This window comes from Micromonospora cremea (genome assembly GCF_900143515.1).
GTDB classification, from domain to species: domain Bacteria; phylum Actinomycetota; class Actinomycetes; order Mycobacteriales; family Micromonosporaceae; genus Micromonospora; species Micromonospora cremea.
Genome location: NZ_FSQT01000002.1, coordinates 2,010,840 through 2,031,848, shown reverse-complemented (window position 1 = coordinate 2,031,848; position 21,009 = coordinate 2,010,840). Strand labels below are relative to the sequence as shown.

Here is a 21,009-nt window from a genome sequence, read left to right as displayed (position 1 = left end):
GGCACCATCACAACCGGGTCACCCACCGTGGGTTGGCCTGCGCCCAGGCCGGCACCCTGGTACCGCGTACCGCCTCGAAGAGCCCGTTGCCGCCGTTGTCGAGCACCACGTACGAGACCTCGCCGATGGTCTGCGGGGAAGAGGGCACCTGGACGCCCCGCATCCCGTCAGCCGGCAGCGAGCGCAGCGCGAGGAGCAGGTCCTCCACCGGTACGCCGTTGGTGTCGACGGTCAACGAGCCGCCGACCGCCCGGAGCACCTGGTCCAGCTTGACCGGGTTGCTGCGCAGGTCCGCCTGGCTGGCGCGGTCCAGCATCGCCCGGAGCAGTTGCTGCTGGTGGTGCTGCCGGTCGTAGTCCCCGCCGGGCAGGCCGTAGCGCTGCCGCACGTAGTCCAGCGCCTCCGCTCCGTTCATCTCCTGACAGCCGGTGGGGAAGACCCGGTTGGTGTGGATCGAGCGGACCTCGGTGTCCACGCACATCTGCACCCCCCCGAGAAGGTCGATCACCTTCCGGAAGCCGGAGAAGTCGATCAGCGCGGCGCCGTCGAACCGGATCCCGGTGAGTCGGGCCAGGGTGGCGGAGAGCAACCGCGTGCCGGCCTGCCCGCCGCCGCCGTGCTCGTACGCCGCATTGATCTTGTCCTGGCCGCCGCCGAAGCCGTTCGTCGGCGGGATGGCGACCAGCAGGTCACGCGGGATGGAGACCAGGTACGCCTCCCGGTGCCCGGCCGGCACGTGCACGATGAGGATGGTGTCCGAGCGTTGGTCCGGCCCGCTGTCGCCGGGGCGGCGGTCGGAGCCGACCAGCAGGTAGTTGAGCGGCCCGTCCACGTCGGTCCGGTCGGTGCGGGCGTCGACGTCGAGCAGCATCTCCTTGGCCACCGCGCGGTCGTACCGGTGGGTGAGCGTCTTGAGCCCGACCACGGCGAGCCCGGCCAGCAGGACGAGGGCCAGGCCGATGCCGAGCAGGATCCGCGAACCACGGGCGCGGCGCGGACGGGCGGCTCCGGCCTCGTCAGCCCGGTCCGCTGCGTTCGGCCCCGACCTGGACGTGACCGCCTCCCCGCAGCCGATACGTGAAACCCGCTCAGGTCAGGCTACGGGGAGTGACGGGACGGCTGCCGGCTTTCCGGGACCTTCGGGCGGCCGCGCGGGACGACGTCGACCGGCCGCCGCCTCACTTGCGGTTGGAGATCACCTCGGGGTGGGTGAAGACGAACTCGGCCAGCTTGTCCTGCTTGACCGCCCGGAACATGTCCATCGTCTCTGCGTTCAAGGCCTCGGTGCCGTTGCCGGTGGCGTTGAAGGTGCCGTTGTTGGTCTTGAGCATGGTCAGCTCGTTCGCGGTCACCCCGCGCATGGTGAAGACGAAGTCCTCGATCGCCACTCCGCCGGTGTCCAGCACAAGAGCCTTGCCGGCCGCCTTGGTCAGCTGCTGGAGCTTCGCCGGGTTGGTCAGCATGCCGCCGTCGGTCGCCTTACGAGCCATCGCCTTGATCAGCTGCTGCTGGTTCTGCTGCCGGTCGTAGTCGCCACCGGGCAGCCCGTAGCGCTGCCGGGAGTAGTCCAGGGCCGCCCAGCCCTCCATCTCCCGGCAGCCCTTCTTGTGCACCACCGTGGTCATCGGCTTGCCGGTCTTCTTGGCGTCGGCGTTCCACATCGGCTTGCCGTCGACGAACGACATGTGCTTCGACTTGACCTCGTGACTCACACAGATCCGCACCGTACCGAGGGTGTCGATGACGTTCTTGAAGCCACCGAAGTTGATGATCGCCGCGCCGTCGAAGCTGACGCCGGTGAGTCGCTTGATCGTCTGAGCCATCAGCTGGGCGCCACCCTCCCAGCCGCCGCCGTTGCGGGCGCCGGCCTCGAACGCAGCGTTGATCTTCGCGGTGCCACCGGTGTAACCGCTCTTCGGGAAGGCGGGGATCTCTGCCTGGGTGTCCCGGGGGATGGAGATCAGGTACGCCTGGTCGTGCGAGGCTGGAATGTGCAGGATGATGATGCTGTCCGAGCGCACGTTGTCGGCGGCCCAGCGCTCCCGCGCGTCCACGCCGAGCAGCAGCATGTCGATCGGGCCGTCCAGGCTGGCCCCGCCCTCGGCGTCGGACTTGCTCGCGTCACCGAGCAGGTTCCCCTGCGCGATGTCCCCGGTCGCCTGGCCGATCAGCACCTTGCTGCCGACGATGCCCACTCCGCTGCTCAGCATCAGCACGGCACCGAAGATCACCGTCAGGCGGGCCCAGAGCGGGTCCTTGCGCTTCGGGCGCTTCTTCGCCGGTCCGCCACCGGCCCGGCCACCGTCGCCGGGCGGGCGACCACCCGGTCCGCCGCCCATGAGGCTCGGCTGGATCGGTATGGACGAGGCGATCCGGCCGCTGGGGGCGGCGGACCCGGCAGACGAAGGGCGACGGCTGGCCTGAACCGGCATACGTGCTCCAGCTCGTGATCAGGAGGGGGGCGGCACCACTGTACGTACATCGATTCAACTTGGCGAGTTCATCCCGGGTCAATCCGGACGCCAAGTTCGCTGGGATCGGTCGATCGTCGACAACCGACAACCCGAACGGACCGCCACCTCTCGGACAGCCGGCCCGGTCGCCACGGGCCGTGCCGCCATCGCCGGCCGTCCGGCCGGGTCAGCCGCCCTCGGTGCCCTTGGGCTGGTTGGCCTTGACCCAGTCCGCCATGGTGTCCGCCGACATGGCCCGGTACATCGCCAGCGCCTTCTCCCGGTCGGAGACCACCACCGACTCGCCGTTGATCGTCTGGCTGCCCGCGTTCGGGCTGGTCACGAAAGTGAGGTTCTGGCCGCGCAGGTTGCGGAACTGCAGCGCCATGTCCGTCACCGAGAAACCCTCGTCGACGGTGGCGGCCGCGGTCACCGACTGGAGGAAGTCGTTGAGTTTCTTCGGGTTCGCCAGCGTGCCCGTGCTCGCCGCCTTGTCGAGCAGCGCCCGGAGGAACTCCTGCTGGTGCCGCATCCGGGCGAAGTCCCCGTCCGGGAACTGCTTGCGCTGGCGGATCCAGTCCAGCGCCTCCGTGCCGTCCATGTGGTTGGTGCCCTTGGTGAACGTCCGGTACGGCTTGTGGATCGAGGTGATGGTCCGCTCCACCTTCAGGTCGACCCCGCCGAGGGCGTCGGTGACCTGCTTGAAGCCGGCGAAGTCGATCGCCATCACGTGGTCGATCCGGACGTCGGTGAAGCACTCCACGGTGCGGACCGCGAGCGGCAGCCCGCCGAACGCGAACGCCGCATTGATCTTCGCGCGCTGGCCGGAGCCGCAGTCCGCGCCGGCGCTCTGCGGGATCGGCACGTAGAGGTCACGAGGGATGGAGACCAGGTACGCCTCCTGATGGTCGGCCGGGATGTGCATCACGATGATCGTGTCGGCCCGCCACTGGCTCTTCGTGTCGACCGGCGCGTCTGGGTCCCGGGAGTCGCTGCCGACCAGCAGGATGTTCAGCGCGCCGTCGACGGTCTTGGCCGGCCGGCCACCGGTGATCTCCGAGAACGGATCGGTCCGGGCCAGGTCGCCGTCGAGGTTGCGCGCGTACAGCCAGGCGCCGATGCCGCCGAGCAGCGCCAGCACCAGCACCGCGACCCCGGCCACCAGGCCGATCCGACCCCAGCGCGGCCGTGGGCCGCGCCGGCCCGGCCCACCGGCACCGCCCGGTCCGCCCGGCCCACCGGGCCCGCGCGGCCCCTCCGGGCCGCCCGGCCCGGGCTGCTCCTCGTCGGGCGACGGGTACCAGCGTGCCTCGGTCGGACGGGCACGTCCGGAGACGCCCCGGTCGGGGCCGGGCACGGAGGCGCGCCCGGCGCTGCGGTGCAGGTACGGGTGCGGAACGCCGGCAGACGAGGTCGCTGACATGTAACTCAGGGTACGTAGGGCGAGCCACTACCGCCCTCAGGCGACACTCAGCGAAGGGCCGTGGATCTCCGGCCGGTTACCCTAGCCGCGCCCGGAAGTACTCGATCGTGCGTCGCAGGCCGTCTTCGGGCGCCACGGTCGGCTCATATCCGAGCAGTTCGCGGGCGAGGGCCAGGTCAGGGCGACGCATCTCCGGGTCATCCGAGCTTCGAGTGATGTAGGTCACTTCCGAGGTGCTGTCGGAGAGCGACACGATCAACTCAGCCAGTTGCCGCATGGTGAGCTCGTGCTCGGTGCCGCAGTTGATCGGGCCGGTCTCGGTCGAGTCGAGCAGCAGCAGGATGCCGCGCACCAGGTCCTCGACGAAACAGATGGACCGGGTCTGGTTGCCGGTGCCGTGCACGGTGATCGGCTCGCCGCGCAGCGCCTGGGAGATGAAGGTCGGGATGGCCCGGCCGTCGTCCGGGCGCATCCGCGGGCCGTACGTGTTGAAGATCCGGACGATCGCCGCGTCGAGCCCGCGGTAGCGGTGGTACGCCATGGTGGCCGCCTCGGAGAAGCGCTTCGCCTCGTCGTAGACGCTGCGCACCCCGATCGGGTTGACGTTGCCCCAGTAGGTCTCGCGCTGCGGGTGCTCCTTCGGGTCCCCGTACGCCTCGGAGGTGGAGGCCATCAGGAACCGGGCGCCGTCGGCTACCGCGCGGTCCAGCAGGTGCAGGGTGCCCACCGAGCCGACCCGCATGATCTCCACCGGCAGTTGGGCGAAGTCGGTGGGGCTGGCCGGCGAGGCCATATGCAGGATCGCGTCGAACCGCTCGGCCAGCGCCGGGTGGTGCGTCGGCAGACCGTCGGAGATGTCCGCCTCGATCAGGGTGAAGGTCGGTCGGTCCAGCAGGTGGGCGACGTTCTCCTTGGAACCGGTGACGAAGTTGTCCAGCGCCACCACCGTGCAACCCCGGGCGATCAGGGCGTCCACCAGGTGCGACGGAACGAAACCGGCGCCGCCGGTGACGAGAATGCGGTGACCGGAACCGAAGCGCTCAGCAACCTTCATGCCGGTCAGCCTACCGACCCCCGGAATTGAGGAAGGGCCCCCTGTTGACGCCTGGCGTTGTACAGGGGGCCCTTCTTGACGAGGTGTCGCGGTCAGTGGGCGCCGGCGCCGGTGAGGGCGCGGACCTCCAGCTCCGCGTACTTGTCCTCGTCGTGCTCCTTGGAGACGAGCGTGCCGATCCAGCCGCACAGGAAGCCGAACGGAATCGAGAGGATGCCCGGGTTGGACAGCGGGAACCACTGCCAGTCGTGCTCCGGGAACATCGACGTCGCCGCCCCGGAGACCACCGGCGAGAAGAACACCAGCAGTACGGCCGAGAGCAGCCCGCCGTAGATCGCCCACACCGCGCCGGAGGTGTTGAACCGCCGCCAGAACAGGCTGTAGAGGATCGCCGGCAGGTTGCCCGATGCGGCCACCGCGAACGCCAGCGCCACCAGGAACGCCACGTTCAGGTTCTGCGCGAAGATCGACAAGGCGATCGAGACCGCGCCGATCACCAGGGCGGCGATCCGGGCGACCCGTACCTCCTGCCGCTCCGACGCCTCACCCCTCTTCATGACGTTGGCGTAGAAGTCGTGCGCCAGGCTGGACGAGGAGGCGAGGGTCAACCCGGCGACCACCGCCAGGATCGTGGCGAAGGCGACCGCCGCGATGATCGCCAGCAGGGCAGCGCCGCCCAGGTCGCCGCCGAGGAAGTCGATGCCGAGCGCCTCGGCCAGCTGTGGCGCGGCCGTGTTGCCCGCCTTGTCCTGGGCGGTGATCGCCTCGCTGCCGACCAGTGCCGCGGCGCCGAAGCCGAGGGCCAGGGTCAGCAGGTAGAAAGTGCCGATGATGCCGATCGCCCAGAGCACGCTCTTACGGGCCGCCTTCGCGGTCGGCACGGTGTAGAAGCGGATCAGGATGTGCGGCAGGCCTGCGGTGCCGAGCACCAGGGCGATGCCGAGCGAGAGCAGGTCGACCTTGTTGTAGAAGGTCTGTGTCGCGTTGCCGGCGACCTCGACGCCGTACCGCAACCCTGGTTCCAGGAACGCGCTGCCCTTGCCGGACGAGGCGGCGGCGTCACCGAGCAGCGACGACAGGTTGAACTTGTACTTGGCCAGCACCAGCAGGGTCATCACCAGCGCGCCGCCCATCAGCAGGAACGCCTTGACGATCTGCACGTAGGTGGTGCCCTTCATGCCGCCCACGGTGACGTAGATGATCATCAGAGCGCCGACCATGATGATGGTGGCCACCTTGGCGGTGGCCGCGTCCATGCCGAGGAAGGTCGTCCCCGGCCGGATTCCGAGCAGCAGCGCCACCAGCGCGCCGGCGCCGACCATCTGGGCCAGCAGGTAGAAGATCGACACCGTGATGGTGGAGACCGCCGCCGCCGTACGCACCGGACGCTGGCGCATCCGGAACGCCAGGACGTCGGCCATCGTGTACCGGCCGGAGTTGCGCAGCAACTCCGCGACCAGCAGCAGGGCCACCAGCCAGGCGACCAGGAAGCCGATGGAGTAGAGGAAGCCGTCGTAGCCGTAGAGCGCGATGATGCCGGCGATGCCGAGGAACGAGGCGGCCGACATGTAGTCGCCGCCGATCGCCATGCCGTTCTGGAAGCCGGAGAAGGACCGGCCGCCCGCGTAGAAGTCGGTCGCCGTCTTGGTCTGCCGGCTGGCCCAGATCGTGATGGCCAGGGTCACGGCCACGAAGACCAGGAAGAGCGTGATGGTCAGGTTGCGGGCGGTGTGGCTGCCCGCCTCCGCCGCGAGGAGCGGATTAGCCGCGAGGACCATGTTCATGGGTCACCTCCCCGATCTCGGCGCGGATCCGGTCGGCGACCGGGTCGATCTTCCGGTCCGCGTAGCGGGAGTAGAGCCAGGCGATCACGAACGTGGAGACGAACTGGAGCAGGCCGAAGACCAGCGCGACGTTGATGTTGCTGCCGAACAGCTTCGTGCCCATGAAGTCCCGGGCGTACGCGGAGAGAATGACGTAGAGCGCGTACCACAGGAAGAACGCGACGGTCATCGGGAAGACGAAGCCGCGCAGCGCGCGCCGCAGCCCGGCGAACTCGTCCGACCGTTGTACGGCCAGGTATCTGTCCGGCTGGGAAGCGGTCGGCGCGGGTGTTTCCGTGGACATCTGTGGATCACCACCTTCACAGGCGTTGGAGGAGTTTCGCGCACCGTAAAGAGCGCGCTCCCCGCCGGGGAAGACCGCGATCGACGCCGGTCGGCGAGTGCGCCGAGCGGTTGACTGGCTGCGCCGAGTGACCCAGATCACTCCGGTGACCGGTCGGCCGACGCGATGGCCGTCGGGGCCTCCGCTCAGCCGGGCAGCTCGTGGTAGCGACCGCGGTAGTGCAGCAGCGGGCTGGCCTCCTCGGCCAGGTCGACCGCCTCGATCGTGGCCTCCACCAGCAGCGCCCAGCCGTACTCGCGGGCGGTGTCCAGTCGGCAGCCGACCCATCCGCCGGCGTCCGCCGGGACCGGCCCGTACGGGGTGTCGGTCCATGCCCCGGTGGCGAAGAGCCCACCGGGAGCGGGAAAGAGGCCGGCGAACCGGTCGGCGAGCTGCCGGTGCGGCGGGCCGAGCGGCGCGACCGCGAACCGGCCCGCCTCCTCGATCGCCGCCCAGAGATCGGACTCCGCGTCGATCAGCCCGAGCAGCCGGTCGGGCTCCCCCTCGGCGACCAGAGTGGACGAGACGGTCAGCCCGGCCGGGCCCGGTGCGGTCCAGAGGGTCACCGGCGCGGCGAGCCGACCACGCAGCCGGCGGACCGGCGACCGTTGCCCGGTCGGCACCGCGAACGGGTCGGTGTGGTGGATCTCGGCGCCCGGCTCATGATTCACGTGAAACATTGTGACCCCACCGCCCCGCTCCGAGGACCCGACCCGCGAAGGTCCGGACCAGGGCGGCCGCCTCGTCGGCCCGGGTGTCGAGCACGAAATGCCCGCCGTCGAGCAGGTGCACCTCCGCCTCCGGGACGTCGGACCGGTACGCCGCCGGCTCGGTGATCTCGAAGGACGTGTCGTACCGGCCCCAGACGACCAGCAGCGGCGGCTGGGTACGGCGCAGCCACTCCTGCCAGGACGGGTACGAGGCGACGTTGGTCCGGTAGTCGTACATCAGGTCCAGCTGGATGTCGATTTCGCCGGGGCGACTGAGGAAGGCGTGCTCGTCGGCCCACAGGTCCGGGTCGTACCGCTCGGGGTCGGGATCGTCGCCGACGTGCCGGACACGGATCGACGCCAGCGAGAGGATGTTCTCCCGAATCGCGGCCTCGTGCCCGGCCCGGTCCCGCCAGAAGGCACGACGGGTCGCCCAGAGCGGTCCCAGCCCCGTGTCGTGGGCGACGGCGTTCTGCACCACGATCCCGTTCAGTCGACCCGGATCGGCGAGGGCCATCCGGAACCCCACCGGGCCTCCGTAGTCCTGCATGTAGAGCAGGTAGTGCTCGGCGCCGACGGGCGAAGCGCGACATCGTGGCGGCGATCCGGTCGAACGTGTACGGGAAGCTGTCGGGTGCCGGGGCGTCGCTGTGCCCGAACCCCGGGTAGTCGGGTGCGATCAGCCGGAACTGGTCGGCGAGCCGGTCGAGCAGCGGTTCGAACATTCGCGACGAGGATGGGAAGCCGTGCAGGAGCAGCAGCACCGGCGCATCCCGTGCGCCGGACTCCCGGTAGAAGATCGTGAGTCCGTCGACGATCGTGCTGCGGTAGCGGGTGCGCCCGCCCATGTTGACCCCCCGGTTCCGGCTGATCGCACCATAACGGGCGGTCGCGGCTGCTCGCCGGGGTTCGCCGGACGCCCTCGCCGACCGGATCGGCGCCGAGGTCAGCGGGTCGGCCTCAGCGGCGCGGGGTGACCGTGACCAGCAGCTCCGGCTGCCGCCGGTCCAGCACGTCGCCGGCCAGGTACGCGCCCAGCAGCGCCGCGCCCAACCCGTACGCCACGCCGACCGGCAGGGCCAACCAGAGCCAGGCGTCATCGAGCAGCGCCGCGGCCACCACCATCGGCACCGCGACGACCGCCGAGACGACCATGGCCAGCAGGGTGAGCAGGCTCTTCGCCATGCCAGCGCCGGTGTTCATCGCGAACGGGTTGCTCGTCTCCGGCAGCGAGTACGCCCCGAGCACCGAGACGAAGCTGTTCACCGCCAGCCCCGCACCGTAGGTGGCGGCCAGGCTGCCAGCGGTCAGCCCGATCCAGCTCGGATGGCCGAGCACCAGCGACAGCACCACCGCGACGACCGTCAGCATCGGCATCACGTACAACGAGAAGGCCGTCATCCGCGCGCGCAGCTCCACCCGGCCGGGCACCCCGGCCACCACGTTCGCGGCGTACGCGCTGCCGTCGAAGCCGAACTGATTGGCCAGGGTGACCGAAGCGAGCACACCGACGAAGAGCATGGAGAGGGTGACCAGGACCGGCGAGCTGTCATTGGCACTCATCGTCATGCCCTGCTCGCCCTCGGCCGCGAAGCCCGCGCCACCGAGGTTGACCATCACCGGCACGAAGATGCCGACCACCGCGACCGTGATCAGATTGGCCCGGCGGCGGGCGTCCCGCCACCAGTAGCGGGATTCCCGGGCGACCAGCGCACCGAACCGGTCCCGACGGAACCAGCCGGTGACCCGGGGAAACAGTTGGGCCACCGGGCCACCGATGGCGCCCCGCCGGACCGGGGTCGGGCCAGCGCTGACCGCTCCCACCATCGCCGACTCCAGCGACCGCGACCACCAGGCCAACAGCGCACCGAGCGCGACCACCGTGATCAGCAGCTTGATCGGAGCGGCCCAGACCCGCCCCTGGGCCACGTCGATGCCGGCGGTCCACGGTGCGCCGAACGGCGTCCAGCCGATCACGGTCGCCACCCCGGTCAGCCGGTCCCAGTCCGTCTCCCGCAGCGCGGCGAGGCCGAAGATCTGCAACGGGCCGAGCAGCGCGGCGGCCACCGCCAGCAGGACGGCCGCCAGGTCACGCACCCGACGCGACCGCAGCATGCTGGCGAAGGCGCTGGTCACCGCCCGGCTGGCGGCCACGCAGAGCAGCAGCCCGGCGACCACGCCGACGGCGGCCACCAGGCCGGCGGACCAGCCACCCAGCGCCCAGGCGGTGAGCACCAGCCCGGATGTCGCGATCAGCACGGTCAGCACCGGCACGCTGACCAGGGCCGCGGTGAACAGGCCGACGACCAGCGTGCGGCGCGGCAGCGGCAGCAGCGCGAACCGGGCCGGGTCCAGCGTCTCGTCGACCCCGAAGAAGACCAGCGGCAGCAGCAGCCAGCCGAGCACCAGCAGCCCGCCACCGCCCGCCGCGACCAGCAGCGCGTACCGGCCGTTCTCCGTCGTGCCCGGCACGGCGAAGAGGAAGAAACCGCTGGCGGCGAACCAGAGCCCGAGCAGCGCACTGCCGATGAACAACGCGATCCGCCAGCCCCGGCCCCGGAAGCTGTTGCCCATCACCCGCAGCTTCAGCCGCAGGAAGTGCCGGGCGGAAACGGCGCGGACCGGCCCGGCGGCGGTGCTCACCGGGAGAGCCACGACAGCTCCTCGCCGGTCGCGGTACGCCCGCCGACCACCTCGACGAAGACCTGCTCCAGCGAGCGGTCGCCGCGTACCTCCTCGATCGTGCCGACCCGCTTGATGGTGCCCCCGGCGAGAATCGCCACGTGCGAGCAGAGCCGCTCGACGACCTCCATCACGTGGCTGGAGAAGACCACCGTGCCGCCGCCGGCCGCGTACCGGGTCAGGATGTCCCGGATCAGCGCGGCGGAGACCGGGTCGACCGCCTCGAACGGCTCGTCCAGCACCAGCACCCGGGGGCCGTGCAGCAGCGCGCAGGCCAGGCCGATCTTCTTCTTCATACCCGCCGAGTAGTCCACCACCAGCGTCCGGCCGGCGTCGCCGAGCGCCAGCACGTCCAGCAGCTCCGCGGCCCGCTGGTCGACCACCGCCGGATCCACCCCGCGCAACAACCCGTTGTACGCCAGCAGCTCCGCCCCGGTCAGCCGGTCGAACAGCCGGACCCCGTCGGGCATCACGCCGAGCAGTCGCTTGGCCGCGACCGGGTCCCGCCACACGTCGTGCCCGAGCACCCAGGCCGAACCGGCATCGGGCCGCAACAGCCCGACCGCCATCGACAGAGTGGTGGTCTTGCCGGCGCCATTCGGGCCGAGCAGGCCGTAGAAGGAGCCGGCGGGGACGTCCAGATCGACGCCGGCCACCGCAATCGTGCCGTCGAACCGCTTCGCCAAGCCACGTAGCGCGAGCGCGGGTTGCTCACCAGTCATGAGCCGACGTTATCCGTCGGCCACCACTTCCGCGCTCCGGCGGCAGGCGGACCCGCCGTCATCCCCAGGACGGACGTCCGGGACGTCCCGCTGGCGGTAACCGCCCATTCGAAACCGATGCAACCGGCCGTCGTGCTGGCGGGTGACATTGGCAGAAGCGACAACGGGGAGGGGACGTTGGACAGAGACGAGGGGTTCGAGGAGTTCTATCGAGCCACAAGACACCGGGTCGTCACCGTGCTGTATGCGCTCGGCGGTGATCTCTACGAGGCGCAGGACGCCGCGCAGGAGGCATACGTGCGGGCCTGGCAGCGCTGGCAGCGCATCAGCGAGTACGACGATCCGGAGGCGTGGGTGCGCGTGGTCAGTCACCGCCTTCTCCAGAACCGCTGGCGGAAGATCCGCAACGGGATCACCGCCCATCGGCGGCACGGCCCGGCCACCGCGGTGGGACCACCGTCGGAGAACACCGTCGCGCTGGTCGGGGCGTTACGTCGACTGCCGCGCGAACAGCGCGAGGCGATCGTCCTGTACCACCTGGCGGACCTCTCGGTCGCGGACATCGCGACGCAGACCGGTGTACCGGTCGGCACCGTCAAGGCCCGGCTCGCCCGGGGTCGCCAGGCCATGGCCCCCCTGCTCGGCACCACCCTCCCCGAGGAGGTCAGCAATGCCTGATCAGTTCTTCAGCAACCTGTACCGCGACACCGAGCACCTGACCTGGGCCGCGACCGAGCAGGTGCGGGAGCGCGGTCGGCGGCGTACCCGTCACACGAGGGTCGCGGCGATGCTCGCCGGTGCGGTGGCGGTGGCCGTGGTGGCCACCGGTGCGGTAGCGCTGGCCGGTGGCCAGGATGCGGCGCCGACACCGGTGCTGCCGGCCACCGGATCACCCACCCCGACACCCCCGCCGTCCGGCACCCCGACCCCGTCCCCGACCTCGTCCCCGCCGCCGGCGACCCGCACCACCCCCGTCACTCCGCCGTCGAGCCCGTCGACGACCAGTGGCCGGCCGACGAGCGGTTCCACCGATTCTGCGATCCCGGCTGAGGCCATGCTGCGGCTGTCCGATCTGCCCGTCGGCTTCAAGATGACAGAGGGCGACATCGACGGCGACTGGAGCCTGGAGTCGGTGTCGATCTACTGCCGTGATGTGCCGTCGTCGGTGGCGGTGAGGCGGATCGCCCAGCGGACCCGGTCGTTCGACTCGCCCACCGACAGCATGATCCAACGGGTCACCCGCTACTCGGGCGGCAGTGCGCCCACGGCGGTGGACCAGGTGCGGGCGCTGTTCACCGGCTGCACCCCCTATCGGGCGGGCAGCTCGCTGTCGGTCCTGGCCGACGGGCTGGGCGCCGGTGACGAGTCCCTGCTGGTGGGCTCGACCATCGAGGGCCAGCGGAGCCGCTGGCTCGTCGTACGGCAGGGCGACCTGGTGGCACAGGTGATGCTCGACATGGACGCCACCCCGGCGGAGGCTCGGCGGTACGCCCGCCCGGTGGCGCAGCGGCTCTGCGCCGGTACGGACGCCTGCTGACCGGCGGGTTGTTGACAGGGGACCCTGCTCTACCACGGGCGTTAGTAAGGTGCCCCTCCTTACATGCGGAGGGCTTCGGGGGTGTGGAGGCGGAGCATGGTGGCGGCGACGTCGGCGGGGGCCCGCCGGCGGGTCGCCATCGACACCGCGACCATCACGGTGAAGGCCAGGGGCACCGTCCAGGCGGCCGGCTGCGCGGTGAGCGTGGCCGGCCAACCGGACAGCGGCGGGCCGACCACGGTGACCAGCACCGCGCCGATCGCGGCGCCACCGCCGACCAGCACCCCGGCGGCAGCGCCCAGGTCGGTCAGCCCGCGCCACCAGATGCCGAGCACCAGCAGCGGGCAGAAGCTCGACGCGGCGACCGCGAAGGCGAGCCCGACCACCTGCGACACGTCGAGCCCGGAGACGTTGAGCGCCAGCACCGCCGGCACGCCGCCGGCGATCACCGTGGCCAGCCGGAAGCCACGCACCGAGCCCCGGCCGAGCACGTCCGTCGAGATCACCCCGGCGACGCTGGTCAGCAGCCCGGACGAGGTGGAGAGGAATGCCGCGAACGCGCCCGCCGAAACCAGCGCGGCGAGCAGCCGCCCGACCAGCCCGTCGCCGAGGGCCGCGCCGGGCAGCAGCACCACCACCGCGTCGGTCTGCCCACTGACCAGCAACTGCGGGGTGTAGATCCGACCGAGCACCCCGTACAGGGTGGGCAGCAGGTAGAAGACGCCGACCAGGGCCAGCACGACCAGCGTGGTCCGGCGGGCCGCCGCGCCGTCGGGATTGGTGTAGAAGCGGACCAGCACGTGCGGCAGGCCCATGGTGCCCAGGAAGGTGGCCAGGATCAGCGAGTACGTGGCGAACAGGCCCCGGTCGTCGTCGCCGGCGGCGCTGGGCAGCAGCCAGTCCGCGGCGTCGGTGGCCACCCCGGACACCTCCGGCACCGGGTCGCCCGCGGCGAAGGTCAGCTCGTCGCCGGGGCGTACCTCCCGGACGGCGCCGTCGGGCAGGGTGAGGGTCGCGCGGTGCTCGACCACGACGGTGGTCGCGGCCCGGAACGTCGGCCCGTCGGGCGGGGTCACCGCCGGCCGGGCGTCGGCCTGCCACTGCAACGCCAAAAAGATCGCCGGTACGGCGAGCGCGGTCAGTTTCAGCCAGTACTGGAACGCCTGGACGAAGGTGATCGCCCGCATCCCGCCGAGCGCCACGTTCGCGGTGACCACGGCCGCCACCAGCAGGGCGCCGAGCGGGTACGGGGAGCCGGCCACCGTGGCCAGGGTGAGCCCCGCGCCCTGGAGTTGCGGCACCAGGTAGAGCCACCCGATGAAGATCACGAAGGCGGTGGCCAGGATGCGCAGCCGGCGCGATCCCAACCGCAGCTCACAGAAGTCGGGGAGGGTGAACGCGCCGGAGCGGCGCAGCGGCGCGGCCACGAAGAGCAGCAGGGCCAGGTAGCCGGCGGCGAACCCGACCGGATACCAGAGCACGTCCACGCCGTACTTGAGGACCAGGCCGGCGATGCCGAGGAAGCTCGCCGCCGACAGGTACTCCCCGCCGATGGCGGCGGCGTTCCAGGTCGGACTGATCGCCCGGGAGGCGACCAGGAAATCGGAGGTGGTCCGGGCCAGCCGCAGCCCGTAGAAGCCGATCCCGACGGTGACCAGGGTGACCGCGACGATGGCCGGGACCACGTAGTCGTTGCCCACCTCAGCGCTCCGGCCGCTGCACCAGGTCGGTGAAGTCCTGCTCGTTGCGCTCGGCCAGTCGCACGTACGCCCAGCCCAGCCCGATCAGGAACGGGAAGGACGCCACACCCAGCAGCAGCCAGGGCAGGTTGACGCCGGCGACTGTCGTCCGGCCGAGCGACGGCGCGATGGCGAACAGCCAGGGCAGCCCGCCGAGCCCGATGGCCACCACGAGTGAGAGCCGCAGCGCCAGCGCGAGCTGGGCCCGGACCAGGCCGCGGACCAGCGCCTCGCCGACCTGTGTCTGCTGCGCAAGCTCGGTGCGGGTCCGCTCGGCGCGGCTGTCCTGCCGGGTGATGTCGGCCAGCACGATCCGGGTCCGCCGGGGCGGCGGCGCCGTACCGCCGGGCCCCACGTCAGGGAGTCGCTTGGCCACCCCGGCAGTCTCACCCGCCCTGCCGGAATGTCAAGCGGTCGCGCTCACCAGCGCAGCGGACCGGGACAGTCCGTGGCGCCGGCCGCCGGGGTCGCGTCCAGTTCCCGCCGGGCCCGCTCCCGGCCCAGGTTCGCCGCCCAGAGGCCGTCCCGGGGCAGCTCGTCGGCGATCTCCCGCAGCGCACACGCCCGCAGCGGCTCGGGCAGCCGATCCAGTGCCGGTACCGCGTCGGCGGAGAGCCGGGAGAGGTAGCCGACGTCCAACCGGCCGGTCTCCAGATACCGGTCGACGTTCCGGTCGGCGATCAGCCGATCCGGGTTGACCAGGGCCAACCCGAGCAGCGCTAGCACCGCCGTGCCGATCACCAGCCGGGGCAACCAGTCGGCCCGCAGACGCGCCACGGCCACCCCGACCAGGACGAAGAGCAGCCCGAGCCAGAGTTCGACGGTCGCCACGACGAGCCTCAGTCGGGTGGCGCCGTACGCGTCGGCGTAGACCTGCATCCGGTAGAGCGCGGAGGCGACGACGATCAGGCTGAGCACGGTGAGTGTGCCGAGTAGTGCGCGGACCAGCAGCCGGTCGACCCGGGTCGCCTTGGGTGCCCGGCGGGCGGCGATCGCGATGACAAGCAGGGTGAGCGCGGTGACGGCGAGCAGTTGCCAGAAGCCGCCACGGGCGTACTGGGCGTAGGTGAGCCCGGCTGTCCGGAGCACGTGCCCCGCGCCGCCGAAGAACACCGTCAACTGGACCAGCACGAAGGCGGCGAACAGGGCGTCGAGCAGCGCCAGCGGCAGGGCCCACTCCAGCCGGTGCGCCGGTCGGGTCGGCGCGGGTCGCAGGCCGTCCAGGTTGGGCGGGCGGGTGACCAGGTACGCGCCGCCGAGCAGACCCCCGCCGATCAGCAGCAGGCGTGCGAGCCAGCCGATCACACCGCCCGCCGAGATGTCGGGCAGCAGGCCCGCGACCAGGTCGGCGAAGACCGCGTCGGCCGAGGAGAAGAGCAGACCGAACAGCGTCAGCAGCCCGGCCGAGACGGCGAGGCTGCTCAGGATCCGCCCGACCCCGGGACCGGCCGGGTGGGTGCCGCGCAATCCGCGTACCGCCCAGGGGAGCGCCCGTACCGTCGCGGCCGGCGGCAGCGTCGCGGCCACCAGCATCCCGAACGGGCTTCGCCCGCCGGTCACCGCGAGCGTCGCGGTGACCGCGGCGGCGAGCAGGCAGAGCGCGAAGAGCCAGCCGGCGGCCCGGACCGAGCCGACCGCGACCAGCGCGACGGTCGCGGCGGCCCAGACGGCCCTCGCCACCCGCCCCGGTGCCCCCGTGGCACCGGGACGGGCGGTGGCCGGCGCGGCGGTCACCCTGGTCGCGGGCATCGCGCTGGTCGTGGGGGTCGCGCTGGTCGCGGGCATCGCCTTGGTCGTGGGGGCCGCGCTGGTCATCGGGGTCGTGGGCGGTGCGACGGTCGTGGCCGGGCCGGAGTTCGTGGCCGGGCCGGGGCTGACGGTCGGCGTGGACGACGCGGGGGCTGCTGGCGGCGGGGCCGTCGTAGGCGGAGCGGCGGTCGTGGCCGGCGCGGCGGTCGTCGGCGCCGTGGCGGTCGTCGGCGTCGCCGCCACGGCGGCCGGCGCGGGGCCGACGCCGGACGCGGCGCTCATGGCCCACGTCGCCGGGCCGCCCGGTGCGGAGGCGGTTCGGTCGGGAACATCCGCCGCTGGCGGCGGTGGGCCGGGTCGAACGACGGTGGCCGTGACGAGGGCGGCCGTGGCGGCCAGCGCGGCCACCAGCCAGCCGACGCCCGGACGAACCACCGGCAGCGTCGAGGCGCCGACGACCGCCGCCGCCGCCAACGCGGCCAGCACCACCGGGCGGGCGGCGCCGAGCGGTCCGGGCCAGCGGCGTTCGAGCAGCGAGGGTGGCCGGGGCCTGGCCGGCGCCGGGGGCCAGGGTTGGGATCGACCGCCCACCGGCGGGAGCGCCGGGCCGGGGCCGAACCAGGGCTGGCCGGGCCGTCCGGGAGCGGTGGGTTGCGGGCCGGCGGCCGGGACGGGGGTACTGGCAGGGCTGGTCATGCGGCCTCTTCTCGGGGTGACCCGTCGATCGGGATGGTGACCTGGATGCGGCAGCCGGGGTGGCCACCCCGAGCCGGTCCGGCCGGATCGAGGACACCGATCCGGCCGCCGTGCAGTTCGACGACCCACCGGGCGATGGCCAGGCCCAGTCCGGTCCCGCCGCCGGCCGACCGATCGCCGCGGGTGAACCGCTCGAACACCCGGGAGCGCTCCGCCGAGGGGATCCCCTGACCCTCGTCGCTCACCTCGAAGCGGAGCTGGCCGGCGTGTTCCTCGGCGCTCAACCGGACCGTGCCGCCGGGCGGGCTGTGCCGCGCCGCGTTGTCCAGCAGATTCGCGAACACCTGGTGCAGCCGCCACGGGTCGGCATGGACGGTCAGGGGCACGGCCAGCTCGCGGAGCTGGAAGCGCACGTCCAGCCCCGCGCCGGTCGCACTCGCGGTGGCGTGCTCGACCGCCTCGTCGAGGAAGTCCCCCACGTCCATACGGACCCGCCGTAGCGGGACCACCCCGGCGTCGAGTCGGGACAGGTCGAGCAGGTCGGCGACGAGGTGCCCGAGCCGCTCGGTCTGGGCCAGCGCCGAGCGCAGTGCCGCGGGTTCGGGAGCGGCCACCCCGTCCACCATGTTCTCCAGCACCCCCTGCAACGCGGTGATCGGCGTGCGCAACTCGTGCGAGACGTTGGCGATCAGCTCGCGTCGGCGCTGGTCCGCGGCGTGCAGGTCCTCGGCCATCTTGTTGAACGCCTGGGCCAGCTCGCCGACCTCGTCCCGCGACGTGGCGCGTACCCGGCGGGTGTAGTCGCCGCGGGCCATCGCCCCGGCGGCCGCCGTCATCTCCCGCAGCGGCGAGGTCATCCCGTGGGCCAGCACCTGCGAGGTGAGCAGGGCCACGGCGATGGCGGTCGCGGAGGTCACCGGTGGTGGCCAGCCGATGCCGTACGAGAAGTAGGCGAGCCCGGCCGCGCCGGAGGCGACCAGCAGCACGCCCAGTTTCAGCTTGATGGAGCGCACCGGGTCCAGCGGGCGGGGCAGCAGCTCCAGCACCCGGTCCAGGCGGGTGAGCAGGGTGGCGGTCATGACGGCACTTCCAGGGCGTAGCCGACACCGTGCACGGTGCGGATGAGGTCGGCGCCCAGCTTCCGGCGCAGGGCCTTGACGTGGCTGTCCACGGTGCGGGTGCCGCTCCCCTCGGCCCACCCCCAGACGTCGGCGAGCAGCCGTTCCCGAGGGAGCACCGCCCGGGGCCGTCCGGCGAGGTGGACCAGCAGGTCGAACTCGGTCGGCGTGAGGTGCACGTCCGCACCGGCCCGGCGGACCCGCCGCTCGGCCTCGTTGATCTCGATGTCGCCGAGGCGGATGGCGGGCGGAGCGGGGGTGGCCGCCGCCCGCTCCACCCGGCGCAGCAGGACGTGCACCCGGGCGGCCAGCTCCCGCATCGAGAACGGTTTGGTGAGGTAGTCGTCCGCGCCGACCGCGAGCCCCACGAGCAGGTCGGTCTCGTCGTCCCGAGCGGTGAGCATCAGCACCGGCACCGGCCGGACGGCCTGGATCCGCCGGCACACCTCCAGGCCGTCGAAGCCGGGCAGCATCACGTCGAGGACGACGAGATCCGGCTGTCCGGTCCGGAACTGCTCGACCGCGCTGGGGCCATCCGCAGCGATCTCCACCGCGAATCCCTCGGCGCGGAGTCGGGCGGCGACCGACTCGGCGATGGTCCGTTCGTCCTCGACCACCAGTACCCGGCGTTCCGTCATGGGCCCTGACTGTAGGGAGCCGGCGTGGAGATCAGTGGGTGGCGTTGTGAACAACCTGTGGAGAACAGGTCACCCCTGTGGATAACCCGGTGGGCATCACCGGTGCGGGCCTCGCCGGAGAGCCCGCACCGGCGTCATCCTCACTTCAGCCCGACGCGTTCCGGGCGGGCAGAGGCGGAGCCGAGCCAGGTGTGCGGGTTGCCGTACCAGCACCAGCCCAGTTTCGGCGCGCCCTGGCTGATCCAGATCGCCGGCACCCGCTTGTCGCCGCAGCGCGAGCCGACCAGCGAGAAGCACTTGTTCTTCGCCAGCGCCGCTGGATACAGGGTGATGAAGGCGAGCCCCTCGTCGATGGTGAGCGGCAGCCGGTCCTGGCCGATGATCACCTCCATCGCCGACGCGGGGGCCAGGTTCAGCGTCTCCTCGCCGCGGTCCACGTCGAAGAGCAGGTACGCCGGACCCGCCGGCACCTCCAGTTCCTTGATCGGGTCGAACGTCGGCAGGTCGTCCTCGCCGTAGTGCCGGTCGAGGAAGCCGGGCTTGCGCTTGCCGGCCAGCGTGGTGAGTGCCAGCCGCTGCTCGACCGGTGCCAGGTCGCGGGTGATGACCAGCAGGAACGGCACCCGGCTCTCGGTCGGTGCGGGCAGCCCGGCCGAGCCCGCGATCGCCGCCGCGCGGAGCGGGGCGACCAGGTCGCGGAAGGCGCCCTCGGGCAGGTCGGCGAGCGCCGGGTATCCCAGCTCCACCAGGCGGTCGAGCTGGCGGTCGAATTCGGTGGCGGCGTCGAACACGGGCGGGCTCCATTCGTCGTTCGTCCGAGTACCGTACGACGTACGACAAGGTCAGGTTATTCCCGCTGCGTGATGCAACCCTCGTGGGCGACCGCACCGTCGTACGACCGTGATGGTCAACAGACAGGAGAGACCGCGGTGAGGCGGGCCGACGAGGACGACTTCCACGACTTCGTCGCGGACCGCATGGACCGCTGGCGACGGAGCGCGTTCCTGCTCTGTCAGGACTGGCACGCCGCCGACGACGTCGTCTCGGTCACGGTGACGAAGCTCTACCGGAGCTGGCGCACGGTGCGTCGGGCGGAGAACCGCGACGCGTACGCGCAGCGGGTCCTGACCCGCTCCTGGCTGGACGAGCAGCGTCGGCCCTGGAGCAAACGGGAGCAGTCGTGGGCCGTGGTGCCGGACGTGGCCGGCGCCGTGCCAGAGACGGTGACCGATCGCGACGGACTCGCCGCACTGCTGCGCTCGCTCGCCCCGAAGCAACGGACGGTGCTCGTCCTGCGCTTCTACCTCGACTACTCGGTCGAGGAGACCGCCCGGATGCTCGGCATCTCCGCCGGCACCGTCAAGAGCCAGTCCGCACGCGGGTTGGCGAACCTGCGCACCGCCGTCAACGGTCAGTACTGAACGGGGAGGCACCAGATGAGTCACCAACTGTTCGACGAGTTGATCGGTACGCCCCCGCCGCCCCGGGTCGATGTCCAGGGCATCGTCCGGCGGGAACGGCGGGCCAGGGCCGCCCGGCGGCTCGGCGGCTCGTTGGCCGCCGTGCTGGCCCTGGCGGTGGCCGGCGGCGTCAGCGTCGCCGTACGCGATCAGGAGCCCGGTGCCGCGCCGGGCACGCCGCAGGCCGTTGCCTCCTCGCCCGCCACGGACACCCGGTTCCGTCTGGTCTTCGACACCGATGAGACGGCCGACGCCACCGCCAAGCGCCTCAGTCAGGAGCTGGACCGGGCGCTCCGGAAGGTAGCGCCCGGCGCGACGTGGACCTGGATGCCGGACTACCTTGACGAGCCTCGCAAGCCGGACGGGCAGCCGCCACAGTTCACCCACCGGGGCACCGCGGACTTCGTCGGTAGCTCCTCCGGCATCTCCTACCAGGGGCGCAAGGGTTCCCTGAGTGTGTCGATCACCCCGGACGTGCACCGCGACGCGTCCGCCGGACCGGCCGGGTTCCACTGGCCGTGCCAGCTGCCGCAGGGCATCCAGGAGGACAGCCGTTACCGCAGGGTGTGCGAGGCGGGCACGACCCCGAGCGGCGCGCGGATGAAGATCGAGACGCTGACCGGTAAGCGGCAGAAGAGCGTGCAGCACCTCATCGCGATCCAGTTGCCCGGCAACCGGGCGCTCCAGGCGGGCGTGCTCAACATGGTCGGGGTCGACGAGTCGGCGGTTCCCGCGCAGCCGCAGGCTCCGCTGTCCATGGAGCAGCTGAAGGCGATCGCCCTGGCCATCGCCGACCAGGTCAAGGCCTGACGACCGCCGAGGCGGGGGAGGAGCCGACGAAGGTGAGAGGGGCTGGAGCCGG

General features: G+C 71.8%; 21 protein-coding genes and 1 pseudogene. 5 read left to right on the top strand and 17 right to left on the bottom strand.

The genetic code is table 11. The annotated features are described in order from the left end of the window. Positions 1-7 precede the first annotated feature (7 nt). From BUS84_RS22840 to BUS84_RS22795, 11 genes and pseudogenes are all read right to left on the bottom strand, one after another. Positions 8-925, bottom strand: coding sequence for an LCP family protein (locus tag BUS84_RS22840; protein ID WP_483189035.1), 918 nt, complete (start codon positions 923-925; stop codon positions 8-10). Between the two features lie 253 nt (positions 926-1,178). Then, positions 1,179-2,339 (bottom strand): LCP family protein, encoded by a 1,161-nt coding sequence (locus BUS84_RS22835; protein WP_244298697.1) that lies wholly within the window; start codon positions 2,337-2,339, stop codon positions 1,179-1,181. A gap of 301 nt (positions 2,340-2,640) precedes the next feature. After that, the gene (locus tag BUS84_RS22830; RefSeq protein WP_074315429.1) at positions 2,641-3,876 is read right to left on the bottom strand and encodes an LCP family protein; all 1,236 of its coding nucleotides are present in this window, start codon (positions 3,874-3,876) and stop codon (positions 2,641-2,643) included. 76 nt (positions 3,877-3,952) lie between these two features. Then, positions 3,953-4,930 (bottom strand): NAD-dependent epimerase/dehydratase family protein, encoded by a 978-nt coding sequence (locus BUS84_RS22825; RefSeq protein ID WP_074315428.1) that lies wholly within the window; start codon positions 4,928-4,930, stop codon positions 3,953-3,955. Positions 4,931-5,022: 92 nt separating this feature from the next. Beyond that, positions 5,023-6,708, bottom strand: coding sequence for a solute symporter family protein (locus BUS84_RS22820; protein ID WP_074319024.1), 1,686 nt, complete (start codon positions 6,706-6,708; stop codon positions 5,023-5,025). After that, complete coding sequence (locus BUS84_RS22815; RefSeq protein WP_074315426.1) at positions 6,692-7,057, bottom strand: DUF485 domain-containing protein; 366 nt, start codon at positions 7,055-7,057, stop codon at positions 6,692-6,694. Before BUS84_RS22815 ends, BUS84_RS22820 begins: the two co-directional genes overlap by 17 nt. Positions 7,058-7,242: 185 nt before the next feature. Further along, on the bottom strand, positions 7,243-7,866 hold the full coding sequence (locus BUS84_RS22810; RefSeq protein ID WP_425293500.1) for a flavin reductase family protein: 624 nt from the start codon (positions 7,864-7,866) through the stop codon (positions 7,243-7,245). Further along, entirely contained in the window at positions 7,757-8,356 is a 600-nt protein-coding gene (locus BUS84_RS22805; RefSeq protein ID WP_244298696.1) for an alpha/beta hydrolase, read from the bottom strand. Before BUS84_RS22805 ends, BUS84_RS22810 begins: the two co-directional genes overlap by 110 nt. 79 nt (positions 8,357-8,435) lie before the next feature. Continuing rightward, positions 8,436-8,531: pseudogene (locus BUS84_RS41325) on the bottom strand (alpha/beta fold hydrolase); the annotation flags it as partial. A gap of 235 nt (positions 8,532-8,766) precedes the next feature. Further along, complete coding sequence (locus BUS84_RS22800; protein WP_074315424.1) at positions 8,767-10,461, bottom strand: ABC transporter permease; 1,695 nt, start codon at positions 10,459-10,461, stop codon at positions 8,767-8,769. Further along, positions 10,446-11,210, bottom strand: a complete 765-nt coding sequence (locus BUS84_RS22795; RefSeq protein ID WP_074315423.1) for an ABC transporter ATP-binding protein — start codon at positions 11,208-11,210, stop codon at positions 10,446-10,448. Before BUS84_RS22795 ends, BUS84_RS22800 begins: the two co-directional genes overlap by 16 nt. A gap of 177 nt (positions 11,211-11,387) precedes the next feature. On the opposite strand from BUS84_RS22795, the gene BUS84_RS22790 reads away from it, so the two are divergent. Next, the gene (locus tag BUS84_RS22790) at positions 11,388-11,888 is read left to right on the top strand and encodes a SigE family RNA polymerase sigma factor (protein ID WP_074319022.1); all 501 of its coding nucleotides are present in this window, start codon (positions 11,388-11,390) and stop codon (positions 11,886-11,888) included. Next, entirely contained in the window at positions 11,881-12,747 is an 867-nt protein-coding gene (locus BUS84_RS38700) for a hypothetical protein (protein ID WP_074315421.1), read from the top strand. Before BUS84_RS22790 ends, BUS84_RS38700 begins: the two co-directional genes overlap by 8 nt. Before the next feature lie 59 nt (positions 12,748-12,806). Here BUS84_RS38700 and BUS84_RS22780 read toward each other — a convergent pair whose 3' ends face one another. From BUS84_RS22780 to BUS84_RS40120, 3 genes are read right to left on the bottom strand one after another with little or no spacing between them, the layout of a single operon-like run. Then, positions 12,807-14,447, bottom strand: a complete 1,641-nt coding sequence (locus tag BUS84_RS22780) for a sodium/solute symporter (protein ID WP_074315420.1) — start codon at positions 14,445-14,447, stop codon at positions 12,807-12,809. Position 14,448: 1 nt separating this feature from the next. After that, a complete protein-coding gene (locus tag BUS84_RS22775) occupies positions 14,449-14,862 on the bottom strand; it encodes a DUF485 domain-containing protein (RefSeq protein WP_244298694.1) in 414 nt (137 codons plus the stop codon). A gap of 44 nt (positions 14,863-14,906) precedes the next feature. Continuing rightward, on the bottom strand, positions 14,907-16,166 hold the full coding sequence (locus tag BUS84_RS40120; RefSeq protein ID WP_244298693.1) for a DUF4153 domain-containing protein: 1,260 nt from the start codon (positions 16,164-16,166) through the stop codon (positions 14,907-14,909). Positions 16,167-16,182: 16 nt separating this feature from the next. Between BUS84_RS40120 and BUS84_RS40115 the strand changes: the two genes are divergently transcribed. Beyond that, positions 16,183-16,971, top strand: a complete 789-nt coding sequence (locus tag BUS84_RS40115; protein WP_244298691.1) for a hypothetical protein — start codon at positions 16,183-16,185, stop codon at positions 16,969-16,971. On the opposite strand, the gene BUS84_RS22765 is transcribed toward BUS84_RS40115, so the two are convergent. From BUS84_RS22765 to BUS84_RS22755, 3 genes are all read right to left on the bottom strand, one after another. Then, positions 16,928-18,010, bottom strand: coding sequence for a HAMP domain-containing sensor histidine kinase (locus BUS84_RS22765; protein ID WP_074315415.1), 1,083 nt, complete (start codon positions 18,008-18,010; stop codon positions 16,928-16,930). The two genes, BUS84_RS40115 and BUS84_RS22765, sit on opposite strands and share 44 nt — an antisense overlap. Next, complete coding sequence (locus BUS84_RS22760) at positions 18,007-18,687, bottom strand: response regulator transcription factor (protein ID WP_074315413.1); 681 nt, start codon at positions 18,685-18,687, stop codon at positions 18,007-18,009. The genes BUS84_RS22765 and BUS84_RS22760 overlap by 4 nt, the downstream gene beginning before the upstream one ends. 140 nt (positions 18,688-18,827) lie before the next feature. After that, a complete protein-coding gene (locus BUS84_RS22755; RefSeq protein ID WP_074315411.1) occupies positions 18,828-19,478 on the bottom strand; it encodes a DUF5701 family protein in 651 nt (216 codons plus the stop codon). Positions 19,479-19,616: 138 nt separating this feature from the next. Here BUS84_RS22755 and BUS84_RS22750 point away from each other — a divergent pair, with 138 nt between their 5' ends. Continuing rightward, complete coding sequence (locus tag BUS84_RS22750; protein WP_074315409.1) at positions 19,617-20,108, top strand: SigE family RNA polymerase sigma factor; 492 nt, start codon at positions 19,617-19,619, stop codon at positions 20,106-20,108. A 15-nt stretch (positions 20,109-20,123) separates the two neighbouring features. After that, on the top strand, positions 20,124-20,957 hold the full coding sequence (locus BUS84_RS22745) for a hypothetical protein (RefSeq protein WP_074315407.1): 834 nt from the start codon (positions 20,124-20,126) through the stop codon (positions 20,955-20,957). The last annotated feature ends 52 nt before the right edge of the window (positions 20,958-21,009 follow it).